The organism is uncultured Abiotrophia sp. (assembly GCF_963520105.1).
Taxonomy (GTDB): domain Bacteria; phylum Bacillota; class Bacilli; order Lactobacillales; family Aerococcaceae; genus Abiotrophia.
Map to the genome: position 1 here is coordinate 53880 of NZ_CAUQPN010000009.1, position 13618 is coordinate 67497.

Annotated in this window: 13 protein-coding genes; 1 reads left to right on the plus strand and 12 read right to left on the minus strand. The window is 48.8% G+C overall.

Annotated elements, in window-relative coordinates; all coding sequences use genetic code 11:
* Positions 1-21: 21 nt before the first annotated feature.
* The 9 genes from RWO08_RS08525 to RWO08_RS08565 form a co-directional block, all read right to left on the minus strand.
* Complete coding sequence (locus RWO08_RS08525; protein ID WP_314211803.1) at positions 22-450, minus strand: RbsD/FucU domain-containing protein; 429 nt, start codon at positions 448-450, stop codon at positions 22-24.
* On the minus strand, positions 451-1941 hold the full coding sequence (locus tag RWO08_RS08530) for a rhamnulokinase family protein (protein WP_314211804.1): 1491 nt from the start codon (positions 1939-1941) through the stop codon (positions 451-453).
* Positions 1942-1975: 34 nt separating this feature from the next.
* On the minus strand, positions 1976-3037 hold the full coding sequence (locus RWO08_RS08535; protein WP_070756092.1) for an ABC transporter substrate-binding protein: 1062 nt from the start codon (positions 3035-3037) through the stop codon (positions 1976-1978).
* A 95-nt stretch (positions 3038-3132) separates the two neighbouring features.
* On the minus strand, positions 3133-4116 hold the full coding sequence (locus tag RWO08_RS08540; protein WP_070756093.1) for an ABC transporter permease: 984 nt from the start codon (positions 4114-4116) through the stop codon (positions 3133-3135).
* A 24-nt stretch (positions 4117-4140) separates the two neighbouring features.
* Positions 4141-5637: a sugar ABC transporter ATP-binding protein gene (locus RWO08_RS08545; RefSeq protein ID WP_314211805.1), complete on the minus strand. Its 1497-nt coding sequence runs from the start codon at positions 5635-5637 to the stop codon at positions 4141-4143.
* A complete protein-coding gene (locus RWO08_RS08550; protein ID WP_314211806.1) occupies positions 5634-6011 on the minus strand; it encodes a PTS lactose/cellobiose transporter subunit IIA in 378 nt (125 codons plus the stop codon). Before RWO08_RS08550 ends, RWO08_RS08545 begins: the two co-directional genes overlap by 4 nt.
* The gene (locus RWO08_RS08555) at positions 6004-6312 is read right to left on the minus strand and encodes a PTS sugar transporter subunit IIB (protein ID WP_023391013.1); all 309 of its coding nucleotides are present in this window, start codon (positions 6310-6312) and stop codon (positions 6004-6006) included. The genes RWO08_RS08550 and RWO08_RS08555 overlap by 8 nt, the downstream gene beginning before the upstream one ends.
* Positions 6313-6390: 78 nt before the next feature.
* The gene (locus RWO08_RS08560; RefSeq protein WP_314211807.1) at positions 6391-8157 is read right to left on the minus strand and encodes an L-fucose isomerase; all 1767 of its coding nucleotides are present in this window, start codon (positions 8155-8157) and stop codon (positions 6391-6393) included.
* Between the two features lie 2 nt (positions 8158-8159).
* On the minus strand, positions 8160-8888 hold the full coding sequence (locus RWO08_RS08565; protein ID WP_023391011.1) for a class II aldolase/adducin family protein: 729 nt from the start codon (positions 8886-8888) through the stop codon (positions 8160-8162).
* A 142-nt stretch (positions 8889-9030) separates the two neighbouring features.
* Between RWO08_RS08565 and RWO08_RS08570 the strand changes: the two genes are divergently transcribed.
* Complete coding sequence (locus RWO08_RS08570; RefSeq protein WP_070756097.1) at positions 9031-9789, plus strand: DeoR/GlpR family DNA-binding transcription regulator; 759 nt, start codon at positions 9031-9033, stop codon at positions 9787-9789.
* A 218-nt stretch (positions 9790-10007) separates the two neighbouring features.
* On the opposite strand, the gene RWO08_RS08575 is transcribed toward RWO08_RS08570, so the two are convergent.
* The 3 genes from RWO08_RS08575 to RWO08_RS08585 form a co-directional block, all read right to left on the minus strand.
* Positions 10008-11390 (minus strand): HAMP domain-containing sensor histidine kinase, encoded by a 1383-nt coding sequence (locus RWO08_RS08575; protein ID WP_314211808.1) that lies wholly within the window; start codon positions 11388-11390, stop codon positions 10008-10010.
* Positions 11356-12045, minus strand: coding sequence for a response regulator transcription factor (locus tag RWO08_RS08580; protein ID WP_314211809.1), 690 nt, complete (start codon positions 12043-12045; stop codon positions 11356-11358). The genes RWO08_RS08575 and RWO08_RS08580 overlap by 35 nt, the downstream gene beginning before the upstream one ends.
* Before the next feature lie 215 nt (positions 12046-12260).
* Positions 12261-13388 carry a PepSY domain-containing protein gene (locus tag RWO08_RS08585; protein ID WP_314211810.1) on the minus strand — a complete coding sequence of 376 codons (1128 nt, stop codon included), beginning with the start codon at positions 13386-13388 and terminating at the stop codon, positions 12261-12263.
* Positions 13389-13618 lie beyond the last annotated feature (230 nt).

Below are 13618 nucleotides of genomic sequence, written 5' to 3' on the forward strand. Positions count from 1 at the left end.
CTATTGCAATTTATGACGTGGCTAGAGCACGCCTTTTTTCAAAATGATATTGCCGTATAGGGCGGTCTCCCCGCTTTGGATCACGAGATAAGCATCTTTGGCTTGTTCATAGAAGGCAAACCGCTCAATTTCTTTGATTTGATAGCCTTGGTCTTGAGTCTGACGGTCTAGGATGGCCTTGTATTCCTCCCAGATGACCGGAACCGTTGGGTCCCCTGGCACCACCTGCATTAGACCTGCTTGGTAATCACTGTAAGGATCCAAAGGCAGGAGGGTCAGAATGGCATCCAAAAGTTCTGGGACCCCATGACCATCCGCGTGAATGACGCGCTGGCCCAAGCGATGAGCCGGGAAGTTGGCGTCCGCAATGACTAATTCGTCACCATGACCCATCTCCATCAAATATTTGACTAAGTCTGGACTCAAAATGGCTGGTATATGTTTAAGCATTTATTGACCACCTTTCGCCAATTCCAGGTAGCGAGCATAGATTTGGTCACGATTGGGCAAGTCCGCTACCTCATAATCATGTGTTGTTTCACTGTTTTTAATTAAGGTTTGGGCCTCATGGCGGGTCTTAATCTCACCCAAGGTTAAGAGTTGGGCTAAGATATTGCCCAAGGCACTGCCCTCAATTGGCCCCGTCCGGACAGGACGCCCGGAGAAGTTAGCCGTTAACTGGCAGAGCAAGCGATTTTGAATCCCGCCGCCCACCATATGAATGGCGTTAATACTTTGACCAGTCAGTTGCTCCAACTGATCCAAGGTCTGCCGATAAGCAAGGGCCAAACTTTCTAAGACTACTCTGACCACATGTCCCTTGGTTTGAGGAACCGCTTGGTTGGTCAGACGACAACGTTCCTTAATCTTAGCTTCCATATCATGAGGCGAAGCAAAAATCGCATCATTTGGATTAATCCAGGTTTGGTTGTCGGTCACTGCTTGAGCTAGTTCGGCCATTTGAGCGAAGGACAATTCCTCACCCTGCAAGCGCCAGTCACGTTGGAGTTCTTGCAGAATCCACAAGCCGGTGGTGTTCTTAAGCAGACGATAACGACCGTCGAAGCAACCTTCATTGGTTAGGCCAGCTTTATAAGCAGCTTCACTCAAGACCGGTTGATCCGACTCCAAGCCTACCAAGGACCAGGTCCCACAAGAGATAAAGGCCGTTGGTTGGTCACTGGCATAAGGAATAGCCAGCACAGCCGCCGCTGTGTCATGGCCCGCCCCTGCGATCACGTCAAAAGGCTCAATCTTGAGCTCTTGAGTAATGCGTGGCGACAATTGGCGCAAGATGCGCCCGCCTTTAATCACCTGACCGAACCACTCCTTAGGAATCCCCAAGCTGTCTAAGACCTTGTCTTCAAAACTACCCGGGTGACTGGATGATAACAAACCTGAGGTGCTAGCAATGGTATACTCCGTTGCTGCTACTCCACTGAGTAGATAGTTAATCAAATCCGGCATAAAGAGGACCTTTTGGGCGATTTGCTTGAGATGTGGTTTTTCCCGCAAGTCTGCATAGAGTTGGAGGACCGAGTTAATGGTCGCTGGCTGTACCCCCGTCAAGTCAAAGAGCTTTTCTGGCGCCATGGCTTGATAGAAGTCTGCTTCATAGGAACCCATGCGGTTATCACGATAGCAGTGTGGCAGGTAAATCATATCTCCCGCTTGATCCAAGTAGGCATAGTCGACACCCCAAGTATCCACTGAAATAGAACGAATAGGAATGTCATCAACTTGGGTCGCCTTCTTGATGCCGCGTTTGATTTCGTTTTGTAAGTGTAAAATATTCCAGTACAAGCCATCATTGAGGCTGACCGGTTCGTTAGCGAACCGGTGCACCTCAGTGAGTTGGAGGGTCTGTCCATCATAAATGGCTTGCATTACGCGACCTGAGCTCGCCCCCAGGTCAATGGCCAAAAGTTTCATGCGCGTCATGGCATTCGCCTCCACTAGAGTTTACATGGTTTTCTTATTCATATAAGAGGGCTTTGATTTCATCAGAGTCGATGTTCTTAGCGTCATACCACTTGGACCCAGTATCCACGTCTTTTACTTCTTTACCTTGAGCTGCTTCAACCGCTAATTTCACTGCTTGGTAACCGATTTGGATTGGGTCTTGGGTAACAGAACCAACGAAGATACCTTTACGGATAGCATCTTGTTGGAGGGCCCCAGAGTCAAAACCAACTGCTAAGATCTTGTCTGCCCCTAATTTAGATTCAGAGAACCCACCGTTAGCGTTGATGATGGCCTTAGCTGCGAATTCGTTAGAACCGTAGATCGCAATAGTGTCTTCTTTTTCTAAGACAGTAGACGCTTCTGTCTTACCAGCCGCATCATCTACTTGAGCAGGCACGCGTACTTCGATAATGACTTTAGCATCTGCTTCCGCTACATTGTTCTTGAACTTGTCGTGACCTACAACGGCTACTTTAACACCCTTCTTCTCAAAGAGTTCGACCATCTTGTCGATGAAACCAGAAGTACGTTGCGTGATAGAGAGTGAGTTGGCTTCTTGAGAGATAACCCCAATACGAACTGGTTTGTCTTTGACCTTACCTTCTAACATTGGGAAGAGGTGTTCAGCTGCATTCCCACCTGCTGCGTGGTTGTCAGTTGAAGCAGTTGCCTTAATCGCCCCTTCTGGTGCCCCTGGAACCCCAGAGTCAAACCCAATGATTGGAATGTTTTTGCTGAGCGCCATGTTGATAGCATCTAATTCAGCTTCTGTATCCAAAGCTGCTAAAGCAATGGCTTTAGGGTTCTTGTTAATGGCGTTGTTCAATTGTTCCAATTGTTCTGCAATCGCTGTTTCGTTTTGTGGCCCAACGAAGTTGATCTTAGCACCTAATTCGCTAGCAGCTTTTTCAGCCCCTTTGTTAACAGCTTTCCAGAAGTCATGTTGGAAACCTTTGGCGATAACTTCTACGCGGGTTTCTTCAGCATGTGCTACGAAAGCAGTGCTAGAAACGCCCCCTAAGGTTAATAAGGATGCAAAAGCTGCGATAGCAAGTTTAAATGACTTTTTCATAATAGGTTGCTCCTTTTTTTTGTGTATTTTAGAGTTGTGACCCATGACCTCAATCCCTCATAACGACTAGGCCATAGCCATCTGACCCCTTGATCCTATTTTTTCTTGTTTTGACGAATCAAGATATCGGAGTAGACTGCGATAATCACGACGAAACCAGTAATGAATAATTGGTAGTGTGGTTGTAAGTCGATATATGGCAAACCAATCTTGAGGACTGACATAATGAAGACCCCAATAATGGTCCCAAGTACTGACCCGACCCCACCGGCCAAGGAAGTACCCCCGACCACGACACCGGCGATGGCATCAAGTTCCATCCCGTTCCCGGTACCTGGTAAGATAGTAGAATAAGTCGCTGCATAGGCAATCCCTGCTAGACCTGCGAAGAGACCACTGATGACATAAGCCATGGCTTCCCATTTAATGACGTTAACCCCAGATAAGCGGGTTGCTTCCTTGTTAGACCCGATGGCGAAGATATAACGCCCAATCTTAGTCTTATTAAGGACAATGGCAGCGATGATGGCGATGATAATGAGGACAATCAAACCAGTTGGGAAGTTTTCCTTGGTCCGGAACAAGTCCTTGTACCAGCCTTCGCCTGTACCCCGTAATGGGAAGGTCACACTCTGAACGTTGGAGACGATAGAAGAAAGCCCCCGTGAAATCATCATGGTACCTAAGGTCGCAATAAATGGTGGCAAACCGAATTTGGCAATCAGAATCCCGTTAAATAAACCGAATACACCCCCTATCACTAAGATTGCCAAAAGTGAAAGCCAGAGTGGCCAGCCTAGTTTGGTATGAAGGACCCCACCAATAATGGCCGAGCACATCATCACCGTCCCAATTGATAAGTCAATCCCTGAGGTAATGATAACGAAGGTTACCCCAATGGCTAGGAACCCAATGTAGTAAGATGCATCTAAGATGCTGACCGCTGTATCAAAAGAGCGGAAGGATTCGCTGGAAATTGCGAAGAAGCCAAAGATGACAATCAGGGCAATCAGCGCAATCAGCTTTTGTAAGCCAACTGTTTTTTCTAATTTCATCCATAAGGACTGTTGATCTTTCATGCTTATACACCTCTATCTGCTAGTCTAGCGGTCAGTCGCCAAGGCCAGAATCCGTTCTTGGGTTGCCTGGCTGATGTCGAGCTCACCGGTTTTTCTGCCTTCACACATGACGACAATTCGGTCACTCATCCGCAAAACTTCGGTTAATTCTGAAGAAATCATAATGATGGATTTGCCTTGGGCAACCAAATCATTCATGAGACGGTAGATTTCACTCTTAGCCCCGACGTCAATCCCACGGGTTGGTTCGTCGAAGATCAGGATGTCACTGTTCTGTTCCAACCACTTGGCGATGACGACTTTTTGTTGGTTCCCCCCTGATAGGTTGCGAACCAGCTGCTTGGAGGATGGGGTCTTGGTCTTAAGGGAAGCGACGAAACGGTCGCTGGCTTTGACGATTTCCCCATCGTTGATTAAGCCTGAGTGAATGTAGGCATCTAGGTTAGTCATGACCGTATTGTTGGCGATGGTCATATCCACGATACAGCCATAACGCTTGCGGTCTTCTGATAGATAACCAATCCCATTAGCGATGGCATCTTGTGGTGACTTGATGGTTACTTCCTTGCCCTTGACGCGAATGGTACCGCTGTCTTTTTGGTCTGCACCAAAGAGCAACCGCGCTACTTCGGTACGCCCTGCCCCCATGAGGCCAGAGAAGCCGAGAATTTCACCCTTGTGTAACTTGAAGCTGACGTCTTTGACACTGGAGCCAGCATTGAGATGTTCTACTTCGAGCACCACTGGCGCATCCGGTGCCACCGTTGAGGCAGCCTTTGGATCTTCGTAAATAGTCCGACCGACCATCATGGCGATAATTTCATCCTTGGTCGTGTCTTTGGTATTAACGGTCCCGACATATTCCCCGTCCCGCATGACGGTTACGCGGTCGGTAATCCGAGCGATTTCGTCCATCCGGTGGGAAATATAGATAATGCCGACGCCTTTGGCCCGCAAATCATCAATAATGACGAAGAGCTCATTGATTTCAGATTCTGTCAAAGCAGCTGTTGGTTCGTCGAAGACAATGACCTTGGCTTCCATGGATAGGGCCTTGGCAATTTCAACCATTTGCTGCTTACCGACGGTCAGGTTACCGACTTTCTCTGAGGGGTTAATGTCTAGCTTCAAGAGGTCGAAGAGTTCCTTGGCCTTCTTAATGCTAGCACCGTCGTCCAAGAAGATGTGATTCTTAACAGTTTCTCGACCGATGAAGATATTTTGGGCCACACTCAGGTGGTTCATCATATTCAATTCTTGGTGGACGATGACAATCCCGGCATCCATGGCATCAATAGGACGAGTGAAGGCAACCTCCTTACCTTGGTAGAGGATGGTGCCTTCGTTGGCACCGTAAATTCCGGTCAAAACCTTCATGAGGGTGGACTTACCAGCCCCATTTTCACCCATTAAGGCATGCACTTCGCCGGCCCGTAAGTCGAAATCGACGCCCTTAAGCGCCTTGACAGGGCCAAAGCTCTTGACGATGCCTTTCATTTCTAATATGACTGGATGACTCATGCAATTTCACCTACTTTTTGTTCCAATTTTTCTAACTTTTCTTCTAGGGTCTTGATGGTCTGAGCTTGGCCAATCAGGATATCGGCGACTTGCACCAATAAGTGGCTGTTCATAAAGTGATCTTGAGCATGAACGGCTAAGAGGCTGACAGGCGCTGCCTGACCTTGAAGCTCTGCTTGAATCAGACCCGTCTGAAGGTTATGCGCCTCAATATTGAGGGCTTGGGCTTGAGTCAACAAGTCTTGACTAGCCGCTGCATCACCCTCTTGGGCGGCCTGAATGGCGGCCAAGACTTGACCGGTGGCCTTAGAGGATTTGAGAATCAGCTGCATCAAGGCTTGACTTGGGCTTGTTGCTTGGACTTCCTCACTCATGGCTGACGCCCATCAAGGTTTCGGCCTGACGGAGCACCGCTTCCCCTTGCATTAATTCGAAGTCTGAATCTGAAATGACCCCTACAGGGACAGATAGATTAGCCTTAGCCTTTTCTTCTAAGTAGGCTAATTGTGGGCTGAGGAGTAAGACATCAATATTCTTGAGGTTGTTAATCCCGGTAATCCCAACTGAATAGAAAGAGTAGTCCAGTTGATCCTTGTGGATGGTTTCGTTGATGCGTTCAACCAACATAGAAGTGGTCAGCCCACCCACGCAGGCTAAGATAATCGTTTTGGTCATGGTGACCCTCCTTTTCTTAAAGCAGCGTCCTGGGGGCTAGCTTGCTGAAACCCAGCCCCGCTGACGCCAAGTGCTTAACTACTTATGAATTGGGCCTAAGGTTTGGCAAGCGCGATAGTCCGCTGCTTCCAAATCTTCTGTACCGAAGAGACTCCAGTTCTTAGGACGGAAGATATCTTCTTCTGCTACGTTATGCATGTTGACTGGAATCCGTAACATGGATGCCAAGGTGATCAAGTCTGCCCCAATGTGGCCGTAAGAGATCGCCCCGTGGTTAGCCCCCCAGTTATTCATGACATCATAGACAGAAGTGAAGGCACCCTTGCCGGTCAAGCGTGGTGCGAACCAAGTGGTTGGCCAGCCTGGATCAGTCCGGTTATCTAAGGTGTGGTGTACTTGGTCTGGCAATTCTAAGGTGTAACCTTCCGCAATTTGCAAGACTGGTCCTACGCCCTTGAGGAGGTTGAGGCGAACCATGGTCACTGGCATGCCACCCTTAGTCAAGAAGCGAGTTGAGAAGCCACCGCCACGGAAGTATTCGCGGTTAGCTGGTGGGAAGTCTGTATTCGCCAACATGGCATCGACTTCGCTTTGTTCTAATTCCCAGAATGGCTTCATCACGGCTTGACCATCACGACTGGCTTGGCCGGTACCATCGAGAGTACATGAGCCAGAGTTAATCAAATGAAGGAAACCATTCGCTGCATGACCTTCTAACTTGTGGCCAGTTACCCGTTCTACTGCTTCAGGACTCCAGTAGGTCCGTACGTCAGCGAAGATTTGTGGTGTATTGGTCAAGAGATAGTTGAAGAGCATGGACACGCCATTGAGGGCATCATTTTCAGTGGCGAAGATATAAGGCTTACGAATCCCGTTCCAGTCAAATTGAGTGTTAAGGAAGGTTTCCATGAAGTCCCCGTTAGGGAAGTGGTCAGTCCATTGACGTTGACCTTGGAAACCAGCCACTAGGGCGTGGTGGCCCACCGCTTCTTCTTCAAACCCTAGTTCTGCTAAGCGAGGGTTGCCTTGCATGAGGTCGCGACCAATCATGAACATCTTAACAACGAATTCCCATTGTTTCGCTTTTTCTTCTGGTGAAAGAACTAGGTCTTGACGGTTGCGGTCTTGGCCTTCTTTGATGTTGGCCTTCACCCAAGTCATGGCACGTTCAAATTCTTCTGGATCATAGATACCACGGTCAATCCGACGGGTGAATTCAGTCATGTCGACCGATTCATTACGCATACCCAAGTATTCTTGGAAGAAGTCTGGGTCGACGATAGACCCGCCAATCCCCATGGAGACACTCCCCATTGACAGATAAGCCGTGTCGCGCATATGGCCGGTTGCTAAAGCAGCCCGTGCATAACGGAGAATCTTTTCCTTAACGTCAGCAGGAATTTCAGTATCATCGGCTTCTTGTACGTCGTGACCGTAAATACCGAAGGCTGGGATCCCCTTTTGCGCATGAGAAGCTAAAACAGCGGCCAAGTAAACAGCCCCTGGACGTTCCGTCCCATTGAAGCCCCAGATGGCATGTGGAATATCTGGTGACATGTCCATGGTCTCACTCCCGTAGCACCAACAAGGGGTCACGGTAAGAGTTGCACAGACATTGGATTTCTTGAAGAGTTCGTGAGAAGCGGCTGCTTCTGGCACCCGTCCAATAGTTGAAGGTGAGATAACACATTCAACCGGTTGGCCGTCAGGATATTTGAGCGTGCTGCTGATCAAGTCAGCCACACTCTTGGCCATGTTCATGGTTTGGACTTCGAGGGATTCCCGTACGCCTTGGCGACGACCGTCAATTGTAGGGCGAATCCCAATACGTGGATGTTGACTCATGTTTATTCCTCCAATTCTCTAACTGTTCCATCCGCATTGTATTTCTTATAGCCCGGATGGCGGCCGGTTACCTTATAGTTAGCCCGCATAGCGAAGAGTCGCTCGAGGGTTGGACGGGCGATTTCGTCTTCTTCAATCCCCTTGGTTGAGATTAAGAGACGTGCATGGAAGGTAGACTTAGCAACCAGTTCTAGTGTTTCCATGCGGTAGTAAGCGGTGATGACGTCACTCCCTACTGTTAAAGCCCCATGGTTTTCTAAGAGCATGACATCATGTTCTGGTAGGTATGGGGTGATGGCATCTGGCACTTCCATGGTCGATGGCACCCCGAATGGTGTGATTGGAATAGAACCGATGACAATGGCTGATTCGATCAGTGAGTAGCTGTCTAGCGGAATGTGAGCCAAGGCAAAAGCCGTGGCAATTGGTGGATGGGCATGCACGACTGCTTTGACGTCGTCACGCTCTTGGTAGCAACGAATGTGCATCTTAATCTCACTGGATGGACGATAGCCTTCATTGGCTTCCAAAATCTCACCTTGCAAATTAAGCTTGACTAGCTTCTCTGGTGTAATAAAGCTCTTGCTCATGCCAGTTGGGGTCGCGATAATCGTGTCGTCAGATAAGCGAACTGAGACATTCCCGTCGTTGGCGGCTACCCAACCTAGTTGCCACATTTTGTGGCACACGTCACAAATTTGGTCTCTGACCAAACGTTCTTCTTGATTCATACAATCATCCCTTTCTTTAAGATAATGATACCTCGTTGTAAAATCGCTTACAATAGATGAAAGCGCTATTGGTAAATGGTCAAAAATAATGCTATAATATAGTCAGAAGTGTTCAAATTTGTTCATCAAGGAGGGATACTGGATGGTTTCTTTTGAACGGATGAGCCGTATTATGGATATTCTCGGCAAAAAGAAAGTCATCTCCACCACGCAACTTGAGTCACTCGTCTACTGCTCCACTTCTACTCTCAGACGCGACTTGATTGCGCTCGAGCGCGACGGCAAGATTCTCCGCAGTCACGGGGAAGTACGCCTAGCCAACAGCAACAACATTGAGTACACCTATTCTGCGCGTGCTCATGAGGAACAAAGAAGTAAGGAAATTATCGCCGATATTGCCTCTACCTTTATCACCGATAATCTCTCCATCTTCATCGACAGCTCTACCACTGCTGCCAGTCTCATCCCCTATCTATCCCCCCACCAGAATCTGCGCGTCATTACCAATGGGATTGAGGCGGCGCGCCTACTCAACAACTTCGAAAATGTCACCCTCTTCCTATCGGGTGGCCATATCGACTTTGGCACCAACTCCGCCTTGGGTGACTTTGCCACCCAGTTCATCAATAACTTTCATGCCGACCTGGCCTTCTTCTCCTGCCGCGGGCTTGATCGCTATGCTGCCTACGAGGCCAACCACAATCAGGCCATGATTAAACAGCAGATGATTGCTAATGCCGACAAGGCCATCTTGCTGGCTGATCACTCCAAGTTCAATACTAGCCACTATTTCAAGCTCAGTAACTACTCTGCTTTGGATTACATTGTGACCGACCAGCCCCCTATTGAGTCCTTCCAGGACACAGTTGGCCCCCACTGCGAAATCCTCTGGGGGTCCTAAAAAGTCAAAAAGCGCGTCTCTATGGCGCGCTTTTTATCTTAGAAATAATTATTAAACTTAATTTGTCTTTTCCTCATATTGAAAAGTCACTTTTCTCCACTTACTTATAAGTTAAAAGCGTCGACTTTCAAATTCAGACGACCACAAGGTAAGCCAGCTGCTGAGCATGACACCAAGCAAAAAAGAGGCTAGATAGTCTAGCCTCTCTGGTCTTTGATTTACTTAGTTTGTGATTTTACAGGCGGAAATGTCACCTCAAAACGAGCGCCTGCTCCCAGCTGACTCTTAAGGCTTAGCTGGGCTCCATGCTGGTCGGCAATGGCTTTGACCAAGGCCAGGCCGAGACCGGCGCCACTTGAGGCCGACTTAGTACGGGCGCGATCCACCTGATAGAATCGTTGCCAAATGTGCGCCTGTTCTGCCTCTGCAATGCCTGGGCCATCGTCAGCAATCGACAGGATTACCCCATCTTCCTGATTAGCCGTCAAGCTAAGCGTGACCTGACTTTGGGCGAACTTGAGGGCGTTGCTGAGCAGATTATCCACCAGGCGGCCTAAGAGGACTTCATCAGCCTCAACCTGCAAGTTAGGCGCAAGGTCATACCTAAGCTCTTTGCCTGCTGCTTGAGCTAAGGTCTGGTCATCTTCCTGGCGCTTAGCTAAGAAATCGCTAAGATTCAGTGGCTTCAAAGCTAAGCTGTCCTGGCCTTCTAACTTGGACAATTCTAAAATCTGATTAATTAAATCCTTCATACGGAGCGCCTGGCGTTGGATGGTGGCGTGCGATTCCTGAGCTTCGGCCAATGAATCCGCATAGTTCAGACCATATTCGCTCTCCGATAGAATGACCGTAACGGGTGTCCGTAAATCATGGGAGACATCATGGCTGAATTGCTTCTCACGCTGGAAGGAAGTTTCCACTGTCTCCAGCATGCCATTCATGGTCTGAGCCAAGAAGTAGAGTTCATCTTGGGGCCCTTTTAGGGGGATTCTTTGGGACAAATCCCCACTGGTCTGAATAGCAAGAGCTGTTTGGTCCAAGACCTTGATAGGTTTTAGGGCTCGCTTCAAGACCCAGTAGCCCCCTAGAACCATTAGCACCAGCAGGACCGGCCCGGCAATTGCCAAGACTCTGAGCAGATTGTTGAGCTCCCGGCTGGAAGCACTGAGGGCAATAACCCCCCGCACCCATCCCTGGCCATTCTCTAGAGGCAGGTCATAGTAGAGAAAGGACTGATCTCCCTCCTGGTAGCTAGACACTGTGCCCCCATTCTGGGGCAAGTCCCACTTGAAGAAACCGGGCAAGTGCTGGCGACTGACATTCTGCTGATTGTAATAGGCCAGGGTAACCCCTTGCTCGAAGGAATGACGATCCATATCAGGGTGACCATACTCCTGACCTTGTGGTGAGTCAGCGTGACGGCTAGCCATTTGGACCACTTCGACTAAGCTTTCCTTGCGATCAGCATCCACAAAGCGGGCCGAAATCCATAAGGTGGCCCCAAACATAGCCAAGAGGATGATAATCATAAAGCCGGTGTACCAAATGGTTACACGACTAGCAATGCTAGTTAGAAATTGCTTGAATCCTTGGAACCACATAGCCTAACCCCCGTTTGGTTTGAATCAGTGAGGGTTGCCCCTCGCTATCGAGTTTGCGCCGAATATTTTTGATGAGGACATCAATGGTGTTGGACTCTGCTTCTTGCTCATAATCCCAGACATGATGGCGAATCTGCTCCCGTGACAGAACTTGATTCTGGTTGCGGACCAAGTACTCCAAGACCTCATATTCTTTGGCCGTTAAATTCACGGCCTGACCATCCTTGAGGACACGTTTCTGGGAAAGAATTAAACGAATAGGCCCAATTTCCACCTGATCACTTAGGATATGACGTTGTGGCCGGCGGAGCAGAACCCGTAGGCGAGCTAGCAGCTCGTCAAATTCAAAGGGCTTGACCATATAATCATCTGCACCCAAATCCAAGCCCCGAATCTTATCAGTGACAGCATCCCGGGCTGTTAACAAGAGAACAGGCACTGGGTTTTCTTGCGATCTGATGCGCTCTAGAAATTCAAAACCGTCCATGTGAGGCATCATGATATCTAAGATAATGAGGTCATAGCTAGCTACCGCCAAAAAATCCAAGGCTTCTTGGCCATCAAAAGCTGCGTCAACACTATAGTGATGCTTCTTAAGTAGCTTACTCAGACTGGCATTCAGATCACGTTCGTCTTCCACTAGCAGTAATTTCATATGATCACCTCTTCTCATCAAATTGCATTGTATCAATATTTCTACACAAAGGCAAATCAGGGCACCCAAAGGCACCCTGATGTGGGGAAATGGCAGGCTCTACAAGTGGCAGCTTGTCTGAGAATGCCATCTGCCTGCTCACTGGCTACCTATTGTGACACGACAGTAGCCAGTAGGTAAATAGTTGGTTAGCCACTTTAACTTAGTTAAGTCGACTAGCGCTTATTGGATTCAGCTGGTGCTCCTTGCCCTTGTGGGCCACCTTCTTGCCTATTAGGACCTTGACCAGGACCTGCTTGATTTTGGTTAGGCCCTTGATGCTGACCACGGTCGCCCTCTTGGCCTGGACCTTGCGCTTGACCTACTTGATGGTCAGCTGGCCCATGATGCTCCGCTTCTTGGTCTTCAATTTCTGTCACCGCAGCCGTCTCGCCATCAACGCTCACTTGCTTGAAAGTTTGGTTGCTTTCCAAGGTGACAGTGTAAGTAGCCGCCTTATCTTGTTCATGACTTGGATCCAGTTCAATATCATAGACTTTAGCATCCGCATACTTAGCTAAGACAGCGTCTAAGGCAGCTTGCGCGCTGACACTTGGCGCCTTAAAGTCTGGTTTAGCCTCCTGACCTTGCGTCTGAGTACCCTCTTGGCCTGGTGCAGGTTTTTGGCCTTGATTTTGATTTGGCCCCTGACCTTGAGCGTTATCTGGGCCATGGTTTTGATTTGGTGCTTGACCTTGACCGGGAGCTTGACCCTGCCCCGGACCTTGCTCATGGCCAGGCCCATGGTTTTGATTTCCACCTTGGCCTTGGTTGGCACCCTGCTCGTGACCAGGGCCTTGGGCCTGATTAGTCTCTTCTTCTGTCACTTTACCTGACTGGGCATCTACAAAGACAAAACGAAAGTCCTTATCTGCCTTGACGACAACGGAATAGGCAGGTTGATCATCTTGGTCATACAAGCTAGCGCCTAAGACTTGGCCATTAGGCACTTGAGTCGCAGCCTTCTCCAACGCTTGCTTCATGGTGACATTAATTTGAACATTCTGAGCTGTCTGTCCTTCTTTCTTTTCCTGACCATGTCCATGTCCGTCAGGACCTTGCTCACGTCCTTGATGGTGACCACCAGGGCCGCGGTCATGGCCTTGGCAATGCTCGCCAGCTTGCTGCCTTGGCCCTTCTTGGCCTTGTGCTTTATCAGGAGCTACCTGATAGGTCTTCGACTGGGAGGCTTGATTGGACTGGCCCGCTTCACCTGCAAAGACGCTCAGCGTCGGTAGGGCTGCACTGGCTGCCAGGGATGCGGCTAGGGCACCGCTTAAGAGAATATGTTTAGATACTTTCATGTTATTGACTCCTTTAGCTTCTATAATTTTCAGGTAAGTAGGGGTTGCTTACCTGATAAACTTAGTCTAAGGGGCAAAAATGAATGAAAGATGAATGAATTATCGTTGAGGAAAAACTTTTTCCTACTATCTCTGCATAAGAAAAAGCGTCCCCTAAGGGACGCTTGAAAAACTTTCACCCAGCATGGCAACGACCTACTCTCACAGGACCAAAGGTCCAACTACCATCG

Excerpts from the sequence above, each read along its gene's own strand:
- RWO08_RS08525 (WP_314211803.1), bottom strand. The coding sequence starts at position 450 with ATGCTTAAACATATACCAGCCATTTTGAGTCCAGACTTAGTCAAATAT.
- RWO08_RS08530 (WP_314211804.1), bottom strand. The coding sequence starts at position 1,941 with ATGACGCGCATGAAACTTTTGGCCATTGACCTGGGGGCGAGCTCAGGT.
- RWO08_RS08535 (WP_070756092.1), bottom strand. The coding sequence starts at position 3,037 with ATGAAAAAGTCATTTAAACTTGCTATCGCAGCTTTTGCATCCTTATTA.
- RWO08_RS08540 (WP_070756093.1), bottom strand. The coding sequence starts at position 4,116 with ATGAAAGATCAACAGTCCTTATGGATGAAATTAGAAAAAACAGTTGGC.
- RWO08_RS08545 (WP_314211805.1), bottom strand. The coding sequence starts at position 5,637 with ATGAGTCATCCAGTCATATTAGAAATGAAAGGCATCGTCAAGAGCTTT.
- RWO08_RS08550 (WP_314211806.1), bottom strand. The coding sequence starts at position 6,011 with ATGAGTGAGGAAGTCCAAGCAACAAGCCCAAGTCAAGCCTTGATGCAG.
- RWO08_RS08555 (WP_023391013.1), bottom strand. The coding sequence starts at position 6,312 with ATGACCAAAACGATTATCTTAGCCTGCGTGGGTGGGCTGACCACTTCT.
- RWO08_RS08560 (WP_314211807.1), bottom strand. The coding sequence starts at position 8,157 with ATGAGTCAACATCCACGTATTGGGATTCGCCCTACAATTGACGGTCGT.
- RWO08_RS08565 (WP_023391011.1), bottom strand. The coding sequence starts at position 8,888 with ATGAATCAAGAAGAACGTTTGGTCAGAGACCAAATTTGTGACGTGTGC.
- RWO08_RS08570 (WP_070756097.1), top strand. The coding sequence starts at position 9,031 with ATGGTTTCTTTTGAACGGATGAGCCGTATTATGGATATTCTCGGCAAA.
- RWO08_RS08575 (WP_314211808.1), bottom strand. The coding sequence starts at position 11,390 with ATGTGGTTCCAAGGATTCAAGCAATTTCTAACTAGCATTGCTAGTCGT.
- RWO08_RS08580 (WP_314211809.1), bottom strand. The coding sequence starts at position 12,045 with ATGAAATTACTGCTAGTGGAAGACGAACGTGATCTGAATGCCAGTCTG.
- RWO08_RS08585 (WP_314211810.1), bottom strand. The coding sequence starts at position 13,388 with ATGAAAGTATCTAAACATATTCTCTTAAGCGGTGCCCTAGCCGCATCC.